The organism is Gordonia sp. SCSIO 19800 (genome assembly GCF_018132775.1).
GTDB classification, from domain to species: Bacteria; Actinomycetota; Actinomycetes; order Mycobacteriales; family Mycobacteriaceae; genus Gordonia; species Gordonia hongkongensis.
In genome coordinates, this window is sequence record NZ_JAGRQM010000002.1 from 134870 (window position 1) to 154074 (window position 19205).

The 19205-nt window shown below is 67.8% G+C and carries 17 protein-coding genes; 6 read left to right on the plus strand and 11 right to left on the minus strand.

The window, feature by feature from the left end; genetic code table 11:
- Positions 1-46 precede the first annotated feature (46 nt).
- Complete coding sequence (locus KB201_RS03075) at positions 47-859, plus strand: mycofactocin-coupled SDR family oxidoreductase (protein ID WP_058252358.1); 813 nt, start codon at positions 47-49, stop codon at positions 857-859.
- A 240-nt stretch (positions 860-1099) separates the two neighbouring features.
- Here the strand turns inward: KB201_RS03075 and KB201_RS03080 are convergent, their stop codons facing one another.
- Positions 1100-2212, minus strand: a complete 1113-nt coding sequence (locus tag KB201_RS03080) for a CaiB/BaiF CoA-transferase family protein (RefSeq protein ID WP_058252357.1) — start codon at positions 2210-2212, stop codon at positions 1100-1102.
- 180 nt (positions 2213-2392) lie between these two features.
- On the opposite strand from KB201_RS03080, the gene mftE reads away from it, so the two are divergent.
- The 5 genes from mftE to KB201_RS03105 are packed head-to-tail and all read left to right on the plus strand — an operon-like array spanning position 2393 to position 7097.
- Positions 2393-3103, plus strand: coding sequence for a mycofactocin biosynthesis peptidyl-dipeptidase MftE (mftE, locus tag KB201_RS03085; RefSeq protein WP_058252356.1), 711 nt, complete (start codon positions 2393-2395; stop codon positions 3101-3103).
- Positions 3100-4629: a mycofactocin biosynthesis glycosyltransferase MftF gene (gene mftF, locus KB201_RS03090; protein WP_211538325.1), complete on the plus strand. Its 1530-nt coding sequence runs from the start codon at positions 3100-3102 to the stop codon at positions 4627-4629. The genes mftE and mftF overlap by 4 nt, the downstream gene beginning before the upstream one ends.
- Positions 4626-5966 (plus strand): mycofactocin system GMC family oxidoreductase MftG, encoded by a 1341-nt coding sequence (gene mftG / locus KB201_RS03095; protein WP_211538326.1) that lies wholly within the window; start codon positions 4626-4628, stop codon positions 5964-5966. Before mftF ends, mftG begins: the two co-directional genes overlap by 4 nt.
- Positions 5967-6022: 56 nt before the next feature.
- Positions 6023-6454 carry a PPOX class F420-dependent oxidoreductase gene (locus KB201_RS03100; RefSeq protein WP_211538327.1) on the plus strand — a complete coding sequence of 144 codons (432 nt, stop codon included), beginning with the start codon at positions 6023-6025 and terminating at the stop codon, positions 6452-6454.
- Entirely contained in the window at positions 6441-7097 is a 657-nt protein-coding gene (locus tag KB201_RS03105) for a hypothetical protein (RefSeq protein WP_211538328.1), read from the plus strand. Before KB201_RS03100 ends, KB201_RS03105 begins: the two co-directional genes overlap by 14 nt.
- Here the strand turns inward: KB201_RS03105 and KB201_RS03110 are convergent.
- From KB201_RS03110 to KB201_RS03155, 10 genes are all read right to left on the minus strand, one after another.
- A complete protein-coding gene (locus tag KB201_RS03110; protein WP_249145021.1) occupies positions 7056-7871 on the minus strand; it encodes a MerR family transcriptional regulator in 816 nt (271 codons plus the stop codon). The genes KB201_RS03105 and KB201_RS03110 overlap by 42 nt on opposite strands.
- Before the next feature lie 4 nt (positions 7872-7875).
- Positions 7876-9369: an NAD(P)/FAD-dependent oxidoreductase gene (locus tag KB201_RS03115; protein WP_211538329.1), complete on the minus strand. Its 1494-nt coding sequence runs from the start codon at positions 9367-9369 to the stop codon at positions 7876-7878.
- A 10-nt stretch (positions 9370-9379) separates the two neighbouring features.
- Entirely contained in the window at positions 9380-10303 is a 924-nt protein-coding gene (locus KB201_RS03120) for a hypothetical protein (RefSeq protein ID WP_058252351.1), read from the minus strand.
- A 43-nt stretch (positions 10304-10346) separates the two neighbouring features.
- Complete coding sequence (locus KB201_RS03125; RefSeq protein WP_068970130.1) at positions 10347-11207, minus strand: SDR family NAD(P)-dependent oxidoreductase; 861 nt, start codon at positions 11205-11207, stop codon at positions 10347-10349.
- Positions 11204-12211, minus strand: a complete 1008-nt coding sequence (locus tag KB201_RS03130) for an alpha/beta hydrolase (RefSeq protein ID WP_211538330.1) — start codon at positions 12209-12211, stop codon at positions 11204-11206. The genes KB201_RS03125 and KB201_RS03130 overlap by 4 nt, the downstream gene beginning before the upstream one ends.
- Before the next feature lie 138 nt (positions 12212-12349).
- Positions 12350-13993 carry an NCS1 family nucleobase:cation symporter-1 gene (locus KB201_RS03135; protein WP_065629647.1) on the minus strand — a complete coding sequence of 548 codons (1644 nt, stop codon included), beginning with the start codon at positions 13991-13993 and terminating at the stop codon, positions 12350-12352.
- A 123-nt stretch (positions 13994-14116) separates the two neighbouring features.
- On the minus strand, positions 14117-14809 hold the full coding sequence (locus KB201_RS03140; protein WP_058252347.1) for a GntR family transcriptional regulator: 693 nt from the start codon (positions 14807-14809) through the stop codon (positions 14117-14119).
- A gap of 8 nt (positions 14810-14817) precedes the next feature.
- Positions 14818-16731, minus strand: coding sequence for a S9 family peptidase (locus tag KB201_RS03145; protein WP_211538435.1), 1914 nt, complete (start codon positions 16729-16731; stop codon positions 14818-14820).
- A complete protein-coding gene (locus KB201_RS03150; protein WP_211538331.1) occupies positions 16728-18527 on the minus strand; it encodes an N-acetylglutaminylglutamine amidotransferase in 1800 nt (599 codons plus the stop codon). Before KB201_RS03150 ends, KB201_RS03145 begins: the two co-directional genes overlap by 4 nt.
- A gap of 121 nt (positions 18528-18648) precedes the next feature.
- Positions 18649-19125: a hotdog fold domain-containing protein gene (locus tag KB201_RS03155; RefSeq protein WP_211538332.1), complete on the minus strand. Its 477-nt coding sequence runs from the start codon at positions 19123-19125 to the stop codon at positions 18649-18651.
- Between the last annotated feature and the right edge of the window lie 80 nt (positions 19126-19205).

Sequence of the window (19205 nt, forward strand, 5' to 3'; positions counted from 1 at the left end):
CCGGCGAACACTGGGGAGCAGAACTAGAACGTGTTACAGTTCTGCCATGGGACAGTTCGACGGCAAGGTCGTCTACATCACCGGCATCGCCCGAGGTCAAGGTCGCAATCATGCGATCCGGTTCGCCCGTGAGGGGGCCGCGATCGTCGGCCTGGACATCGCGGGTCCGATCATCGACCACGCGACCTACCCCGCGGCCACGGCCGACGACCTCGCCGAGACGATTCGTCTCGTCGAGGGCGTCGGCGGCAAGATCCTTGCACGGCAGGGAGATACGCGCGATCTTGCTTTCCAGCAGCAGCTCGTGGCCGACGCCGTCGAGCAGTTCGGTCGGCTCGACCACGTCGTCGCCAACGCCGGGGTGCTGACCTGGGGCAAGGTCTGGGAGCTCAGCGAAGAGCAGTTCACCGACGTCGTCGACATCAACCTCGTCGGCGCGTGGAAGACGCTGAAGGCCACCATTCCGGCGATGCTCGAGGCGGGCAACGGGGGCTCGATCACCGTCATCAGTTCCGTCGCGGGGCTGAAGGCGATGCCGCTGCAGGCGTCGTACTCGGCGTCGAAGTACGGACTCGTCGGACTGACCCAGACGACCGCGAAAGAGCTCGGTCACCATCGCATCCGGGTGAACAGCGTGCACCCGTACGCGGTCGACACCCCGATGGGTGTGGCTGACACCGAGGCGCACCGGATCTTCGGAATCCCCTGGGTCAACCCGCATTTCACGTCGATCCTCGACTACCATCCGGTCGCCGCGCTCGACGAGATCTCCGACGCCGTCCTCTACCTCGCGTCCGACAGTGCCAAGGGGATCACCGCGGCCGAGTTCCAGATCGACATGGGGCATTCGAAGGTCTGACGCCGCGCGGCCGCGGAAGAACCCTTGCGTTCGAGGGCGAGTGGCCGATTCATCTGCTCCCTGAGGTGCGAGCGAAGCGAGCCACGAAGGGCGACGTGAGTTGTCGCCCTTCGTGGCTCGTCGACCTCGACGCGCTCCTTCGTCGCTTGCTCGGCCCGGCGGCTTTCGCTCCTGGAACCTCGGGGAGCAATGGGCGGGTCGCCACCGCTTCTCCCGCACGGAGAAGCGGTGGCGGGACCCTCAGTCGGCCCAGAGCGTCGACGGATCGGTCGCCTCGGTGGTCGGGCCCGTGGGGGTCTCCGGCTTGGTGCGCGAGAAGCGCGGTGCCACCTGGGCCTGGGTCACGCCGTCGATGTCGACGAGGTTGGCGCGGGCGGCCATGTGGGCGTCGGCGGGTGCCTCGGCGAAGGTGAGGACCGGCGAGGTGCAGGCGTCGGTGCCCTCGAAGACCGCGGCCCATTCGTCGCGGGTACGCGACTTGAAGGTCTCGGTGAAGATCTCCTTCAGCTTCCCCCACTGGGCGATGTCGTTCTGGTCCGGCAGGTCGGCGTCGGTGAGTTCGAGGCCCTTGAGCAGCTCGGCGTAGAACTGCGGCTCGATCGCGCCGACCGCCATGTACTTGCCGTCCGAGGTCTCGTAGACCTCGTAGTACGGAGCGCCGGTGTCGAGCATGTTCACACCCCGGGTGTCGCTCCACAGTCCGGTGCCGCGGAACGCCCACATCATCTGTCCCAGAACGGAAGCGCCGTCGACCATGGCCGCGTCGACGACCTGCCCCCGGCCGGACACCCCGCGCTCGAGCAGTGCCGCGAGCACACCGACGACGAGGAACATCGAACCGCCGCCGAAGTCACCGGCCAGGTTGAGCGGGGGCACGGGACGATCGTCCTTGCGTCCGATGGCGTGCAGCATGCCCGTGAGCGAGATGTAGTTGATGTCGTGGCCGGCGAGGTTGGCACGGGGTCCGTCCTGTCCCCAGCCGGTCATGCGCCCGTAGACGAGGCCGGGATTGACCTTCTCGAGGTCGTCGGGTCCGAGTCCGAGCCGTTCCATCACGCCGGGACGGAAACCCTCGAGGATCACATCGGCCTTGGCGACGAGGCCGAGAATGGTCTCCCGGTCGTTGTCGTCCTTGAGGTTGGCCTCGACGACGCGTCGGCCGCGGAGCAGAGCATCGGCATTGCGGCCGGGCTTGGGCAGCGACCCCGGGCGCTGAACGCGCACGACGTCGGCGCCGAGATCGGCCAGCAGCATGGCGGCATGCGGACCGGGGCCGATACCGGCGAACTCGATGACCCGGATCGAACTCAGAGGGCCGGGCTTGCCGCTGTCGTGTGGTGTGGCACTGCTCATGGGTGTCGTCCTCCCGATCGTTGTTCGCGCACTGTGTCAGGTGTCACTGGATGCTCTCAGCATTCCACAACCGATCGAACGCTCGTCAGAGTGGTGGTTCGCGACATCTGGACGCGTTTTTCGCTCCGTTTTTCGGGCGAGACCGACACACTCGCAGGCACCATCGCTAGCATTGGTCGAATGACGGTGCCATCGGCGTTGGGGCAGTGCAACTGGCCAGACCTCGATGGGCAGGTGATCACCCTGCTGGTGCCCCTCGGTTCGGTCGAGCAGCACGGGCCCCACCTCCCGCTCGACACCGACACGCGTATCGCGTCGGCGATCGCCGAGCGCGTCTGCGGGCGATCGAAGGCCTCCGGACTCCTGTGCGCACCGGATCTGAACTACGGCGCCAGCGGCGAACACGAGGGCTTCGCCGGGACCATCTCGATCGGACACGAGGCGTTGCGCGGCCTCCTCGTCGAGTACGGCCGCAGTGCGTGCCGATGGGCGGCGCGCGTGGTGTTCGTCAACGGACATGGCGGGAACACCCGGACGCTGATCGAGGCGGTGACCCGACTACGCTACGAGGGCCGGGACGTCGCCTGGTTCCCGTGCGCTTTCGAAGGCGCCGACGCCCACGCGGGATTCACCGAAACATCTGTGCTGCTGCATGTTTCGCCGTCCGTCGTGGATCCCGACCGTGCCGTGGCGGGCAACCGGGAGCCGGTGGGGGCTTTGATGGGGGCGATGCGGTCGGGCGGTGTCGCCGCCGTGAGTCCCAACGGTGTCCTCGGCGACCCGGAGGGCGCGAGCGCCGAGACGGGGGCGGGTCTGGTCGACGGGGTGACCGACCGCCTGTGGGCCGCCCTGGAGTCGTGGCAGATCGACGATCTGGGGCGCCTGGGATGACGGCCCTCGACGACTCGGCCCCACGACGCTGGGCCGGGAACCAGGACGCGGACGACGCCTCCGCCCGGGACGACTCGGAGTCCGTCGAACCCGGAGCGCACTCGGACGCCGACGCGCCTCCGGGGCCGCGCACCGATCTGCCCGACGGCTTCCAGGTGCAGATCGACCTGCGCTGTGCCAAGGCTGGCGACTTCCGGTATCTGGTCGGCGGTTCGCCGACGCGGCTGCTGCGCATGTCCGACACCGCACTCGGGATGACCTCCGAGGACGGTCGGATCGAGGTGTGCGACAACGTGACCCGACGATTGGCGCGCGCACTGCTGGACGCGGGGATCGCCAATCCCCGGCCCATGTTCGGACCGCAGCCGCAGGACGTGACCGTGGTCGTCCCGGTCCGGGACAACCAGGTTGGCATCGATCGCCTGCTCGACGCCCTCGACGGGCTGACGGTCATCGTCGTGGACGACGGCTCCGCCACCCCGATCGTGGTGGACCGGCCCACGGCGCGGGTCCTGCGCTTCGACGACAACCGTGGTCCGTCCGCGGCGCGCAACGCGGGTGCGGAGGCCGCGACGACCGACTTCGTCGCATTCCTCGACTCCGACGTCGTGCCCGACCCGGATTGGCTCACCATCCTGCTGACGCACTTCTCCGACCCCACGGTCGGGCTCGTCGCACCGCGCATCGTCGGATTGCAGTCCGACGCGGCGGTGGCGTCATCGCTGGCCGAACGGTACGAGAACGGGTGGTCCTCCCTGGACATGGGGCCCGAGGAGTCCGCGGTGGCGCCCTCGACCCGGACCCCGTATGTGCCCAGCGCCGCGATGGTGGTGCGGCGCAGCGCTTTCTGCGGTTTCGACGAGTCGCTGCGGGTGGCCGAGGATGTCGACGCGTGCTGGCGGATGCACGCGGAGGGGTGGCGGATCCGTTACGACCCGGTGGCTCGTGTGGCCCATGAGCACCGCGCTGACCTGCGCTCAGTGCTCTCGCGTCGCTGTTTCTACGGCACCGGCGCCGCACACCTGGCCTCCCGGCACGGTGACCGAGCAGCGCCGATGAAGATGTCGGTTCCGATGGCCGCCGCGGTGGTGGCGTTGCTGTCGCGGACGCGGTTCGGTGCCGCCCTGGCGATGATCGTCCTCACCCATCTGGCGGTTCGGATGCGGCGGCGGCTGGGCGACCTGCCGTCGGCCCCGCTGGTGTCGGCGCAGATGACCGGACGAGCGGCCGGGTTCGGACTGTTACAGGCCGCGGACGCCATCTGCCGTCACTATTGGCCGGTGGCGGTGTTGCTCGCCCTCGTGTCGAAGCGTTTCCGCACCCTCGCCGTGCAGGTGGCGATCGTCGAAGGGGTGGTGTCCTGGGTCCGGGATCTGCTCGCCGATCCGACCAGTCCGCCCACGCTCGGTCCGCTGCGCTACATCCTCATGCACCGGCTCGACGACCTGGCCTACGGTGCTGGCCTGTGGCAGGGGGTCATCACCCATCGAGACCCGGAAGCGTTGCGCCCGGTCATCTCTCGATGACGACGACCGACCGGTCGCTCACCGCTGACGTCGTCATCGTCGGCGCCGGCAGCGCCGGATGCGTGCTCGCCGAGCGGCTCTCGCGGAACCCCGACCGTACGGTCGTGCTGCTGGAACGCGGTCCGGGAGGCCTGCCGACCCCCGCGGACCTCGAGCTGTCTCGGCTACCGATCGACGACGCCGCGCCGCACGCGGTCCGCCACGACACGAACCTCGGGGTGTCGGCGGCCCGCGGATCGGCTCTCGGCGGCTCGTCGGCGGTGAACGGCGGGTACTTCCTCAGGTGGCATCGGAACGACTTCGAAACGTGGCCGGCGGGGTGGGGGCCCGACGCCATCGCCGATGCGTACGACGAGCTGGACGCGCCCGGCGGCACCATGGGTGTCGAACCCGTCGCCGACGACGAACTGGGAGACGCCGGAACCGCTTTCGAGCGCTACTGGGTGGGGCGGGTACCGGTCCGCCCGCTCGCCCAGCGGTGGCCGGTGGTCGGGCTCAACCGGGTGCCGATGAATCGGAGCGGGCTCGCGCGCCGCTCGGCTGCCGACGCCTACCTCGTCCCGGCGCTGTCCCGCCCCAACCTCCGGGTCGTGACCGGTTGCGCGGTGGACCGTGTGGCGTCGGCCGGGGGTACGACGGTGACGGGGGTGCACGCGGGCTCGCTCACGGTCGGCGCGGGTGAGGTCATCCTCGCCGCGGGCACCCTCGGCACCGCGGGGATCCTGTTGCGTTCGGAGTTGCCCGCACTCGACATCGAGGGTCGCGCAGGTGCCCGTTCGCTGGGGGCCGGGGAGCATCGAGGCCTGGCGGTGTCGTACGCCAGGCGGGCACCGGCGGGGCCGGGCATGGTGTTGCCAACGGTGGTGCACACCGACAGCGGTCTCGAAATACGCTGTTATCGAGATGATTTCGCCTCGTACATACGCGGCCTGCGCGCCTGGGGTCCGATCGTCGAGGTGACCGCGATGAGGCATTCGGCGGTACGGATCGTCGCCGACGGCGCCGCAGTACGGATGGAGTTCGACGAACCCGACCCGGCTACCGCCATCGCGTTGCGGACGGCGGCCGCGGGAGTCGTGGAGATGCTGCGGGCGCCCGAGTTCGCCGACGTCGTCGTCCCGGGGAGCGTGCGGATCGCCGATCGGGCGGGGTTCTCCCAGCACGCGTGGGGGACGATGCCGATGGGCGTCCGGACCGATTGGCTCGGCGGGGTGTACGGGGTTCGCGGACTCCGGATCGTCGACGGGTCCATTCTGCCCACCAGCGGGCGCAGTGGCCCACACGCGACGATCATGATGATGGCGTGCCGGATCGGTGATGTCCTCGCGCAACGGTGAGGCGGTCGGGTCCGAACACCTCGCGGTTGCGGCCGGGTCTCTCTAGGGTGAGAGGCATGTCTGCGCCCACGCTGTCCGACCCGGCCATCCGCGAATTTCTCACCAGCGGCACGAAGACCGGGCACCTCGGATACACCGCCGCCGATGGTCGACCGCTCGTCGTTCCGGTGTGGTTCGTCCTCGACGGCGACCGGATCGCGTTCAACACCGGGGCCACGACTGCCAAAGGCCGTGCGCTGTTGCGTGATCCACGTGTCGTGATGGCGGTCGACCTGCCCGAACCGCCGTTCGGGTTCGTGCAGGTGCAAGGCATCGCGCGGGTCACCGAAGACCTCGACGAGGTGCGTCGCATCGCGACGATGTGCGGGGCGCGATACATGGGTGCCGAGCGGGCCGAGGAGTTCGGAGCCCGCAACGGGGTCCCCGGCGAGCTGGGGATCTGGATCGAGCCGAGCAAGGTCATCGCGAGCCTTGATGTCACTGCATGACCGCACACATGCGTTCCTGACGCCGACGCTGCCCAAGCAGTGCTGGGGGTTCATGATCGGGTCGGCGCTGTTCGCGCTGGGGTCGGCCCCCGGGCTGGCCCACTTGATGGGCGCCGGGTTCGCCAACAGCTGCTACTTCGTCGGCGCCTTGTTCTTCACCGCAGCCGGATTCATCCAGCTGATCCGCAGCGGTACCGTGGCCGAACTGCGGTCGTCGGCGCCCGGTTCGGTCATCCGTGCCGAATGGCTCACAGCAGCCACGCAATCGGTGGGTACGATCCTGTTCAACGTGTCGACCACGGGAGCTCTGGTCGCGCATACGATCTGGGGCGACCGGCACCTGGTCTGGACCCCGGACGCGGGCGGGTCCATCGCCTTCCTCATCAGTGGCGCGGTCGCCTTCGCCGGCTACACCCGCGCCACCGGACGCCGGTGGGATCTCCGCGATCGGGACTGGTGGTCGGTGCTGATCAACTGGATCGGGTGTGTCGCATTCGGGGTGTCGGCCGTCGGAGCGTTCGTGACCATGGGTGGCGTCACCGCCGACGCGGTGGCCGCTACGTTCGGTACGTTCGTGGGAGCGATCTGCTTCTTCCTCGCCTCATTGGTCGTTCTGCCGAAGCGGCACAACGGGTCCGGCTGAGGGCTCGATGGATTCCCGGCCGGGCTGCGGCGCGTCGGCGTCCGCGCGCTCGTCGACGGCGCTCTGGTGGGCCGAGAGTTCCCGGTCCAGCGCCGTGTCGAGGGCGCGGTCGAGTGCGGCGTGGGCGTTCTCGGTCCCGACGCGGCGCATCATCCCCAGGAGGTTCACCGCCCAGGCGACGTCGTCGTCGTTCTCCGGCAGCCAGCCCGGGCCCTTGCGTCGGTCCACCTCGTCATGCGCGGCAGCGAGCAGGATCTCGGCGGCCTCGTTGATCTTTGCGGTGAACCGTTCGTGGACATCTGCCAGCGCGGTGATCTGCACGCCCCGTCGCACGAGTTTCGCCAGGTTTCCGATGATGCGCGGGTCGATGGCCTCGTACACCCCATCGCGCGCGGTCTCGGAGATCACACCCGCTCGCACGAGAGCCGCGACCTGGGCATCGTCCAGCGGACCGAATCGCTCGTCGAGCTCGTCGCGGGTGATCTCCGGGCGTGACGTGCTCGACCAGTGCTCGTCGAGGATCTCGTTGAGCTCCAACGCATCCCCGATGCGGGCGCCGGGGTTCGTCATGAAGGTGGCGATGTGCTTGAGGGTGAACCCGCTCCCGAGCAGTTTGTTGATGGCCCGGAGGTTACGCAGGTGCTTCTCGGTGTAGATCGCGACGCGTCCGCGCCGCAGCGGCTGGGGGAGCAGCCCGCGTTCCTGATAGCCGCGGATGTTCCGGGTCGTGGTTCCGGACACGCGCGCCAGGTCGTCGATCCGGTACTCGGTCATCCCCTCACTGTAACGCTGCGGTGGCCGGAGTCCGAGCGTCCTGGTGAACGAGGATCCGGTAGTCGCGCAATTCGACGCGGCGCAGCTGATTGACGTATTGGGTCGCGAAGCCGGGGTACATCGTCGCGTTGAACCCGTCGTCGGTCAGGTACCAGCTCTGGCATCCGGAGTTCCAGGTGGTCGAGGTCAGTCGACGCTGGATGTCCTGGTTGTATCGCTCCTGCGCCTCGGCGCGCACGTCGAGAGCCTTCCAGTCGTTCTCGAGCAGCTGGGTGACCGCTTCGGTGATGTAGTCGATCTGGGCCTCCATGTAGACCAGCGCGGAGCTGTGGCCCGGGCCGGAGTTGGGTCCGAACGTGAAGAACAGATTGGGATAGCCGGACACGGCGACGCTGCGGTACGCGAACGCGCCCCGGCCCCACTCGGACGCGAGGTCGCGGCCGTCGAGGCCGGTGATCGGGATCGGCGTCCCGGTCTTGGACACGTCGAATCCGGTCGCGAACACGATGCAATCGAACTGGTGCTCAACACCTTCGACGGTGCGGATGCCGCGTTCGGCGATGCGGGCGATCGGCCAGGTCACCAGTGTGCAGTTCGGTCGCTGGAGCGCGGGGTAGTAGTCACTGGTCATGAGCAGTCGTTTGCATCCCGCGGCGAAGTCGGGGGTGAGCTGTCGGCGCAGCCACGGGTCGTCGACCTGCGACCGCAGGTGCATTTTGCTGGCCGCCTCGACGACGCGGGTCAGGGGAGTGTTCCAGACGACGCCCAGCGCCACCGTCTCGTGACCCCAGAACCAGAGTGAACGCGCCAGTCGCTGGGTGCCGGGCACCGCCCGATAGAGCCGCTTGGTCGTCGCACGGGTCCGCACGTTCGCGCGGGGCAGGACCCAGCCGGGCGTGCGCTGGAAGACCTTCACCGACGCGGCGGTCTCGACCAGCTCCGGCACGATCTGGACCGCGCTCGCCCCGGTGCCCACGACAGCGACCTTCTTGCCGGTGAAGTCGTAGTCGTGATCCCAACGTGCGCTGTGGATCTTGTGCCCTTCGTAGTCCTCGATGCCGGGGATGTCGGGGAAGGAGGCGTTCGCGAGCGGACCCGAGGCCAGGACGACGGCGCGCGCCCGTACCGGTTCGTGCCCTTCGTCGAAGGTGATGGTCCACAGACCGTCGTCGGCTTTGTACTCCATCCCGGTCACCGTGTGGCCGAACCGGATGTGCGGTCCGATCCCGGAGTCGTCGACCATCGACCGGATGTAGTCGAGGATCTCGGCACTGCGCGAGTAGGTGTGCGACCAGTCTGGGTTGGGCGCGAAGCTGTAGGAGTACAGGCGCGACGGGATGTCGCACGCGGCACCCGGATAGGTGTTGTCGCGCCACGTGCCGCCGACCCGGTCGTCGCGTTCGAAGATCGCGAGGTCGTCGATTCCGCGCTCCCTGAGTCGGATCGCCGCGCCGATGCCGGCGAATCCGGCTCCGATGATGGCCACCGAGATGTACATCACCGCCGCCTCAGGCCGTCGGCTCGTAGGTGAGTTCCTGCGACCACGTGGGTGTTCGGTGGACCAGGCCGAACGGGATGCGATCGGTGAGTTTCACCATCGAGTCGGCGAACAGGTGGTAGGGCACGTTGCCTCGATTGATCACCGCCGCACCGTGGTACGCGACCACCTGGAACATGGGCAGGCGCCGCACGTACTCACTTCGATCTCCCACCGCCCGGTAGCGCTTCATCGCGCTGTACAGCCGTTCCTCGTCGACCCCCATCGCGACGATGTTGTCGCGCATCTTGTTCAGGAGCGGTACATAACTGAGAGCTCCGATCAGGAAGGTCGGCTTGACCCACCCGCCGACGAAATCGATCGTCCGTTTGCGCAACCCCGCGTGTCCGAGGATCTCCATCACCTCGAAGTCGACTGCGAGGTGCCGCGATTCATCGGAGTTGATCCGTCTGAACACCTCCTGGGCCACCGGGTCCTTGACCTCGTCGGTGATGAACTTGATCAGCGCGCCGTCGAGCGCGACCTCGAGCATCGGGATCACGGTTCCCAGAAAGGACAGGGACATGTCGTCGGAGTGTCGGTCGAGCCAGTTGATCACCAGCTGCACGTTGACATTCGGTGACGGGATCTCGTCGCCGTCGAGCATGCCCCACCTGCGCATCAGTGCCAGTTCGGCATTGGCATGCTTCTGTTCCTCGGCGTGGAAGTGTTCGTAGATGCTCTTCAGCGTCGGGGTCGGCGCCTTCTTGGCCATGGCCGCGAAGCCCCGTGCGCCGACGTTCTCGATCCACATCAGGTCACTCATGAAGGGTTTGAGTTTGGCGTGGAGGTCGGGGTCGATGAGCTCGGCGCCCGGTGCGTCCCAATCGATGTCGATCAGGGCCCATTGACGGTCCTTGATCTTCTGCAGCATGTTGTCGAGGTCGATGGCCATGAGAGTGGTCCTTTCATGTGGTCGGTGCGCTGAGGTTGCCGGGTCAGGACGACGGCAGGAGGCGGTTGAGGAGTCCGAGTCCGCGGACGTAGGACGCCGGGAAGTGTCGTTTGAGATGCCAGATCACGCGGGCGTCCAGTTGCGGCAGGACGTAGAGACGTCCCAGATCGTGGGCGTCGAGTGTCGATGCGGCCACGCCGGCCGGGGACACCCCGGTCCAGCGCATCAGCGTCCCGGCGAGATCCTGTGCGTCCGAGGTGATCCGACCGTCGCGGGCCACGTTGGTCTTGACGAACGTGGGGCACAGAACCGTGACACCGACGCCGGCGGAGGCCAGCTCGGCGGCGAGTGTCTCGCTCAGCGAGACCACGCCGGCCTTCGACACGTTGTAGGGCGCCATCACCGGCGCCGCGGCGAAACCCGCGGCCGACGCGACGTTGATGATCCCGCCGCGGCCCGCTTCGCGCAGCATCGGTGCGAAGAGTTCGCACCCGTGCACCACACCCCAGAGGTTGATCCCGAGCGTCCAGTCCCAGTCGTCGAACCCGATGTCGCCGACCGGGCGGCCCCCGATGCCGACTCCGGCGTTGTTGACGACGAGAGTCGGTGGACCGTCGAAGGTGTCGCGGGTGAACGCCGCGAGCGAGGCCATCGCGGCCCGGTCGGCGACATCGCAGGTGAACGCATGGGCCACCCGCCCGGTCCGGGAGGTGACCAGCGACGCGGTCTCGTCGGCGCGTGTCTCGTCGATGTCGGCGCAGATCACCTCGCCGCCGCGCCGGCCGAGTTCGAGCGCGAACGCACGGCCGATCCCGCTCCCGGCACCGGTGACGAGCGCGCGAGCGTTCTGCGACACCGGATTCCGGAGGAACCGGCGCCGTATTCCGTCGACCGCGGTGATCATGACGCGTCCGCCTCGGTGAGTGAGGCCGGGGCCGTCGCCGGAGACGGCCGGTCCGCCGCCCGGTCGCCCAGGAACTCGGCCACCCGGCGCAGTGCGGCGTCGGCTTCTGGGCCGAGCCGGGGGAGGGCCTGGAAGACGTGCATCAGGCCCGGCCAGATCTCCAGCCGGCTGTCACCGCCGTGCGCGCTGAGTTGCTCGTGCAGGTGGCGGGCGTCGGCGCTGAGCATCTCGGCGCCGCCCGCCTGGATGAGGAACGGTGGAAGATCCCGTGCCGCCGCGAAATCCAGCGCGAGACGCGGGTCGTCGGCGGCAACGTCGCGGGTGTAGAGCGCCACCAGGCGGGCGGCAGCCGCAGCCGTGATCGCCGGGTCGCGCCGGATGCGTTCCTGGGTGCGCGCCAGCTCGAAGGTGAGGTCGATGAGCGGGGAGAACAGGACGACCGCGGCGGGTTGGGCAGCGCCGCCGTCCGCGCGTCGGAGGGTCAGATCGCAGGCCAGATGACCGCCGGCGGAGTCGCCGGCGACCACGATGTCGGAAGGGAGGAAGCCCTGGCGGAGCAGCCAGTCGAAGCCGTCGGCGACGTCCTCGGCGGCGGTGGGGAATCGGTGCTCGGGCGCCAGACGGTAGTCGACGACGAACACCGGTATCCCGGTCGCGAAAGAGAGCCGCGCGGCCAGCGACCGATGTGTGCGAGCCGAGCAGATGCTGTACGCGCTGCCGTGGACGTAGTAGATCGCGCGGCGCCCCCGTCGGACATCCGGTCCGAGAACCCACTCGCCGCGAATGCCGTTCTCGCGGACCGGATACACGGTTGTTCCGGATGGCGTACGTCCGAGCGTGCGCATGATCGCGGCGATGAGACCGCGCGAGAGTCGGATGCCCAGCGGATTCAGTGGAATCGCGCCGGTGAACGTGCCGAGCCCCCACCTCGTCGCATGGGCGGTCACGGTGGCCCGTGCCGACGCGCGGGTCGGCAGCGGGGTCGGAGTCGTGCTGGTGTGCATCAACTCACACCATCAGCAACCGTGCCATTTGTCAATGGCACGATGGATGCGTCAGGGGTGGGCGGTGGGTTCGGGAGCCGCACACACAGCAGACCGGGCCGCGCGAGATGCTCGCGCGGCCCGGTGGTTCACCGCCCGTCAGTTCCGGGTGCTGCCCCCGGGCACGGTGGACGCGGCTTCTGTGGTCGGCGTTCCCGCGGTCTCGGGCTCCGCCGACATCACTTCGATGTCAGCGGTCATGCGAGCGAGCGCCGCGGGTCCGTAGATCAGGCGGGTCGGCACGAACTTCATCCCGAGCCAGTAGAGGAGCATGCCCATGCCCGCGCCGATGAACCATGTGAAGCTGGCCTGATACACGGTGCCGAAGATGACGACACCGATCGGGAGGATCGACGCGATGGCGGTGGCGCCGACGGCAACCGGGTTCCAGCCGTTGCGGTACCAGTAGGCGCCCTCGGGCCTCATGGTGAAGAGCTCGTCCACCTCGATCTTCTGCTTCTTGACGAGGTAGAAATCGGCGATGAGGATGCCGAACAGCGGACCGATGACCGCGCCGAGGGTGTCCATCGTGTAGTGGATCGCGGTCGGATTGTTGAAGAGGTTCCACGGCGTGATGAGCACCGAGCCGACCGCCGCGATCATGCCGCCGGTTCGCCAGCTGATCTTGGTGGGCGCGACATTCGAGAAGTCGAAAGCCGGCGAGACGAAGTTCGCGACGATGTTGATCCCGATCGTGGCGATGGCGAAGGTGAGCACGCCCAGCACCGCGGCGGTCGTGTTGTCGATGCGATCGACGATGTGCACCGGATCGGTGATGATGTTGCCGTCCTCGTCGGTGCCGATGACCGTGACCGCCGCGGAGACCGTGCACACCACGAGGAGTGAGAAGAAGAGGAAGTTGACCGGCAGGCCCCAGAAGTTGCCCTTTTTCACCTCGCCGAAAGTGCGCCCGTACCGCGAGAAGTCACCGAAGTTGAGCATCGGACCGGAGAAATAGGAGATCACGAGTGCGATCGCGCTGATCATCATCGTGAACGACGACCAACCGGAGAGCCCGTCGCCGACCGACAGGTCGAGACTCACGTTGTCCCAACCGGCCTCGACGACCAGGTAGGCCGCCAGCGCGATCATGACGACATACACTGCGGGACCGCAGAAGTCGATGAACTTCCGGATGGTTTCCATGCCGTTCCAGAACACGAACGCCTGCAGGATCCACATCAGGATGAAACCCGCCCAGCCGAGCGCGGACAGGCCGAGGAAACCATGCTGTTCGACATCGCCCCAGGGTTCGAGTCCGGGCCAGAACTTCAGCGCCAGGAGCCCGAAAGCGACTGAGGCGAGATAGGTCTGGATGCCGTACCAGACGACCGCGATCACGCCGCGGATGATCGCCGGGATGTTGGCTCCCTTGACGCCGAAGGAGACCCGGGTCGTCACCGGGTAGGGGACGCCCGCCATCTGGGAGGGCTTCGCGACCAGATTGCACAGGATGTTGACGGCCACGATGCCCACCACGAGCGCCACCAGCACCTGCCAGGCCGCGATGCCCAGCGCGAAAAGGCTTCCCGCGAACACGTAGCCGCCGACGCTGTGCACGTCGGACATCCAGAAGGCGAAGATGTTGTACCACGTCCACTTCTGTTCCTTCAGTGGCGCGAGATCGGTGTTGGTGAGCCGATCGTCGTAGGTGGACTTGATGACGCTCTCACCGGCGGCGCCGGTGTGGGACGTGGCCGCAGGTACCTGCGGTCCGGGCGTCCCGGAGGGTGGTGTGGACATTGGCGTTCTCCTGGTCCTGGTCAGCGGCCGGGGTCGGAAGTCGTACGGGGCGCACGCTGATGGGAGAAATGTAAGAACGGATTGTTACCCCGCGATGAACGGGCAGATATATTTCGCCGGGGCTCAGTCGTGGCGGACGTCGAGGAGTGCGGCGGTCTCGATGACGGCGCTCTCGAGGCGCTGGTGGTGACGGTGTGCGACGTCGAGGACCGATGCGGTGTCTCGGTCGCCGAAGGCCGCGAGCAGGTCGGCGTGGTCGGTGTTGAGTGCCTGCTGGGTCTCGGCGGTCACCGATCTCATCACCTGGAACGGTTCGGTGAGATTCCAGGTCGCCTCGAACATGTTGAGCAGCCGCGGCATCGCGCACGGCTCGGTGAGAGCGCGATGGAACTCGCGGGAGATGTCGTGAAAAGCCTTGCCGTCGTTGTACTTCACCGCCGCGAGCAGCTCGATGTGGTGTGCGCGTGCGGTCTCCAGGGAGGACTCGTCGATCAGGCCGACCGACCGGGCGAGTGCTGCTTGTTCGAGAGTGCCTCGGACGAAGTAGATCTCGCGTAGCTCCTCGGTGGACAGCTGACTCACCCGGTACCCCGCTCCGGGGCGGTGCACCACCAGGCCTTCGCCGACCAGTGTCTTCAGGGCTTCGCGGACCGGGATCGGACTCACGTCGAAGGCGTCGGCGATCTCGCCCGGCGGGAGTTGGGTCCCCGGGGGCGCGCCACCGGACAGGATCAGTCGACGTAGTTCCTCGAGCACATTCGCACGTGTGTTGGGCGAACGCGTCTCGGCGAGCTGGGCGAGCAGGCGGTCGGTCATCCGCCGGTTCATCGAGATGACCGATTCCGGGACGGGTGACGCGCGATCCAGTCGGCGACCGCCTCGGTGAGCCGATGTTGATTGTGCCGCTTGACGATCTCGTGACCCTCGTCGTCGAACATCAGCATCTCGGCCACGGCGCCGCGTGCCTGGAGTTCGGCGACGATCTGTTGCGACTCGCTCACCGGCACGTTGGTGTCGTGCGCTCCGTGGACGACGAGCAGCGGCGCGCGCACCGCGTCGATCCGGTGGATCGGCGACAGGTCGGCGAGGAGTTCACGGTCGAACTCCGGATGTCCGTACTTGGTGTAGGCCGCCACCGCGATCCACGGTTCGGTGTTGCGGAAGAACGACTCCAGGTCGCTCATGCCGCAGATGGCGATCCCGGCGGCGAACAGGTCGGGATGGAAGGTCAGGCATGCCAGGGTCAGATAACCGCCGTACGAACGGCCGGAGCAGTAGACCGCGTCGGGGTCGGCGATGCCCTGTCGACACAGGAACTCGGCACAGTCCGCGGCGTCGTCGATCCCGGCATACCGTCCGTAACGGTCGTCGGCGTGCGCGAACAACCGGCCGTATCCCGACGACCCGCGGACGTTCGCGGCGAAGACCGTGATCCCGGCGTCGACGAGGGGACCGAACAAGAACTGGTAGTCCGGGCGCGACTGCCCCTCGGGTCCGCCGTGGAAGTAGAGCAGGGTGGGGCCGGGCGCGGCCGTGCCGACGGTCCGCTTGGCGCGGAACAGGAAGCCGGACAACGGCATACCGTCGCGCGCCGAGAACTCCATCAGTTCGGGCCGGAGCAGACACGAGGGACCCTCGCCGGCGACGACGTCGTCGCGGACCGGGAACACCTGCCGGTTGGCGACATCCACGAGATGGACGAGGGGGGAGTGCTGCGGGCTCGACACCGTCACCGTCACGACCGACCCCGCGGCACTGATGGACAGGTCGGAGGCCACCTCGCCGGGCAGGTCGATGGGCGGGTGCAGGGTCTGATCGGGCAGGGTCAGGATCTGCAACTCGCTGCAGCCCCGCACATTCCACAGCAGGGCGACGGTCGACTGGTCGTGGCTGACCGCGAACTCGTCGAGCCCGATGTCGACGCGCTGGGCCATCACCCGGAAGCGCACGCCGAACTTGCTGACCTCGACTCCCAGAAGCCGAGGGAACTTGGCGTCGAAATCGCTGCGCACCAGCGCCTGGACACTGTCGAGGTCGCGGGCCGGTTCGTTCGGGGCGGGGACGAACACCAGGGATGAGTGATCGAAACCCTGGTCGAGGAGATAACCCTGATCGGTGATCGCGCCCGGATCCTGCGGCAGCAGCGGGGTCATCGTGATCTCGTCGTCACCCGATTGGGGATGGCGGCGCAGCAGCAACATGTCGTGATACCCGCGCGGGCCCACCCGGACGAGGGTGGCACCCTTCCACGAGTCGATCAGCACGCTGCCGACGCGCTGATCGAGGGTGAGTGTCGTCCCGGTCCCCGGATGCACGCGGAGCGCGTGGGAGGTGCCGTCCTGATCGATGGCGGTGATCAGGACCCAGTCGGTGTCCCAGCCGACCAGGCCCACCGTGCCGAACGATCGCCCGTCGGGGCGCGTCGCGGCGATGCGATGGGCGGTGTCGTCGTCGGGATCGGTGGTGACGACCCACACCTGGTGGTGCTCACCGCCGCTGGGCGCGATCTCCACTGCGAGCCAGCGACCGTCCGTGGAGTGCACCACCTTTCGGACCGGACCGGTGGATCGGAGCTGCACCCAGCGCAACTCGCCGACGCCGTCCCGCGAGAGCGATCGCTGCGCGGCCCGCGGATAACCGGTGCCCTCGTCGACGATGTAGGCGAAGGCACTCCCGTCGGGGGAGAGCGAGGCGCCGTAGGTCTTCCAGCCGCGGTCGTCGAAGCGCAGAGCGGTCACCGTCGGGCGTTCGCTTCCATCGTCTGCAACCACATCTCCAGTAGGGCGACCTGCCACAGCTCGTTGCCGTCGAGTCTCGTGCGGATTCCGTTGGGGTCGGCGAACAGTCGGTCGAGGGCCGCGGGACGGTACAGGCCGCGATCGCGGGCCGCCTTCGACCGCAGGGTGTCCGACACGAGATCGAGGACACCGCCGGTCAGATGGCGGATACCCGGCACCGGGAAGTACCCCTTCGTGCGATCGATGACCGCCGACGGCAGCAGCGCCCGGCTCGCCTCCTTGAGGACGCCCTTGCCGCCATGCGCGAGTTTGAGATCGGGGGGACACGTGGCGGCCAGTTCGACGAACTCGTGGTCGAGGAACGGGACGCGGGCCTCCAGGCCCCAGGCCATCGTCATGGTGTCGACGCGTTTGACCGGGTCGTCGACGAGCATGACGGTCGTGTCCAGGCGGAGGGCGGCGTCGACGGCGGTGGCCGCGCCCGGTGCGGACTGGTGGGCCCAGGCGAATTCGAAGCTGGGGTCGTAACCGGCCTCGGTGAGGTAGTCGTCGGCGAGGATGCCGCGGATGTCGACATCGTCGCGGTCGAAGAACACGTCGGCGTACGCGCGCGTCGTCTTCTCCCTCGTCACGTCCAGCAGCGGGGGATACCAGCTGTACCCGCCGAGGATCTCGTCGGCGCCCTGACCGGACTGGACCACCTTGATGGACTTGCTGACCTCCTGCGACAAGAGATAGAACGCGACGCAGTCGTGGCTGACCATCGGTTCGCCCATCGCCGCGACCGTATCCGGGATCGCGGGCAGCAACCGGTCGGTCCCGATGTGGATCTTGTGATGGTCGGTACCGAAGGTGTCGGCGATGAGGTCGGAGTAGGCGTACTCGTCCCCCGATTCCCCGGCCGCGGAATCGAATCCGATGCTGAAGGTCGCGAGGTCGGTCTGACCCTGCTCGGCGAGCAGCGCGACCACCAGCGAGGAGTCGACGCCCCCGGACAGCAGCACGCCGACCGGGACGTCGGCGACCATGCGCCGGCGCACGGACGTCCGCAGCGAGTCGAGCAGCTCGTGCTGCCATCGCTTCTCGTCCCAGTCCCGGCGGTCGGGATGCGGTTCGAAAACCGGTTCCCAGTAACGGCGTTCGGTGCGGCGTCCGTCGGGCTGGATGGTCATGACGGTGGCCGGCGGCAGCTTCCGGATGCCGTTGTAGATGGTGTGGGGTGCCGGGACGACGGCATGGAAGCTGAAGTAGTGGTGCAACGCCACCCGATCGATGGAGGTGTCGACGTCGCCGGCGCGCAGGAGTGCCTGCACCGACGAGGCGAACCGGAGCCGGCCGGGGGTGTCGGCGAGATAGAGCGGTTTGATGCCGAGCCGGTCCCGTCCGAGGGTGACCACGCCGGTGTCGGTGTCGACGACGGCGAACGCGAACATGCCCATGAAGTGGTCGACGCAGTCGGGGCCCCAGGCATGGAACGCCTTGAGGATGACCTCGCTGTCGGCGTGGGAGAAGAACGTGTAGCCCTTGCCCTCGAGTTCGGCGCGCAGTTCGTGGTGGTTGTAGATGCAGCCGTTGAAGACCAACGCCAGGCCGAGTGCCGGGTCGATCATCGGCTGACTGCCCTTCTCGGTCAGGTCGATGATCTTCAGGCGCCGATGACCCAGCGCCACAGCGCCTTTCGAGAAGACGCCCGAGCCGTCAGGGCCGCGACGTGTCATCTCGCAGGTCATGGCGTCGACCGCCGAGACATCCGGAGCCGTCCCGTCGAACCGGATCTCGCCGCAGATTCCGCACATGGGTCGGTGGTCCTCCTCGTTAGCTGTCGTACTCCGGTGCCGCTGGTGCCCTGGTGCCCCGGGCGGAGGCATCCTCCCACCCTAGGAGCAGCCGGTCGGGACGGCACCCCGGGCGGGGCGACTACTTCGGCGTCACCCAGGTGGTGATGTCGCAGTGCACGACCTCGACGCCCTCGGTGTCGACGATGCTCACCGACACGGTGACGTCGGTGCCGGTGGTGATCGCGTCGAAGTCGACGGGGTCGGCCAGTCGCGCCTCGGCGGTCAGGCGCGTTGTGGCCTTCGTCAGATAGCGGGTCTGCATCGCCTTGGGAATCCAACGGTGGGTGGTGGGCGTGGTGGCCTCCATCAGCATCCCCATCGCGGCCTCGGCGAGGTTGCACGCCGCGATCGCGTGGAAGGTGCCGATGTGGTTGTGGACGCCGAACCAGTTGGGTGCGGTGACCTTGCAGTAGCCGGGCTCCATCTCCTGCACGAGAGGCAGGACGGTGCCGAAGTACGGGACCTTCGCGACCATGCCGAGGGAGAAGAGGACGTTGCCCAGCGGAGTGGCGGGCAGCTTCTTGCGCAGGGCGAAGGTGGGGTTCGTGGAACTCATGGCGGTATCTTACTCATCGGTCAGGTAAGGTTCGGCCGACGGTCGCCGGCGCTGATTTGATCGTGCTCCCGACCTGATGC

Coding starts and splice junctions, on each gene's coding strand:
- KB201_RS03075 (WP_058252358.1), top strand. CDS start 47: ATGGGACAGTTCGACGGCAAGGTCGTCTACATCACCGGCATCGCCCGA.
- KB201_RS03080 (WP_058252357.1), bottom strand. CDS start 2,212: ATGAGCAGTGCCACACCACACGACAGCGGCAAGCCCGGCCCTCTGAGT.
- mftE (WP_058252356.1), top strand. CDS start 2,393: ATGACGGTGCCATCGGCGTTGGGGCAGTGCAACTGGCCAGACCTCGAT.
- mftF (WP_211538325.1), top strand. CDS start 3,100: ATGACGGCCCTCGACGACTCGGCCCCACGACGCTGGGCCGGGAACCAG.
- mftG (WP_211538326.1), top strand. CDS start 4,626: ATGACGACGACCGACCGGTCGCTCACCGCTGACGTCGTCATCGTCGGC.
- KB201_RS03100 (WP_211538327.1), top strand. CDS start 6,023: ATGTCTGCGCCCACGCTGTCCGACCCGGCCATCCGCGAATTTCTCACC.
- KB201_RS03105 (WP_211538328.1), top strand. CDS start 6,441: ATGTCACTGCATGACCGCACACATGCGTTCCTGACGCCGACGCTGCCC.
- KB201_RS03110 (WP_249145021.1), bottom strand. CDS start 7,871: ATGACCGAGTACCGGATCGACGACCTGGCGCGCGTGTCCGGAACCACG.
- KB201_RS03115 (WP_211538329.1), bottom strand. CDS start 9,369: ATGTACATCTCGGTGGCCATCATCGGAGCCGGATTCGCCGGCATCGGC.
- KB201_RS03120 (WP_058252351.1), bottom strand. CDS start 10,303: ATGGCCATCGACCTCGACAACATGCTGCAGAAGATCAAGGACCGTCAA.
- KB201_RS03125 (WP_068970130.1), bottom strand. CDS start 11,207: ATGATCACCGCGGTCGACGGAATACGGCGCCGGTTCCTCCGGAATCCG.
- KB201_RS03130 (WP_211538330.1), bottom strand. CDS start 12,211: ATGCACACCAGCACGACTCCGACCCCGCTGCCGACCCGCGCGTCGGCA.
- KB201_RS03135 (WP_065629647.1), bottom strand. CDS start 13,993: ATGTCCACACCACCCTCCGGGACGCCCGGACCGCAGGTACCTGCGGCC.
- KB201_RS03140 (WP_058252347.1), bottom strand. CDS start 14,809: ATGACCGACCGCCTGCTCGCCCAGCTCGCCGAGACGCGTTCGCCCAAC.
- KB201_RS03150 (WP_211538331.1), bottom strand. CDS start 18,527: ATGTGCGGAATCTGCGGCGAGATCCGGTTCGACGGGACGGCTCCGGAT.
- KB201_RS03155 (WP_211538332.1), bottom strand. CDS start 19,125: ATGAGTTCCACGAACCCCACCTTCGCCCTGCGCAAGAAGCTGCCCGCC.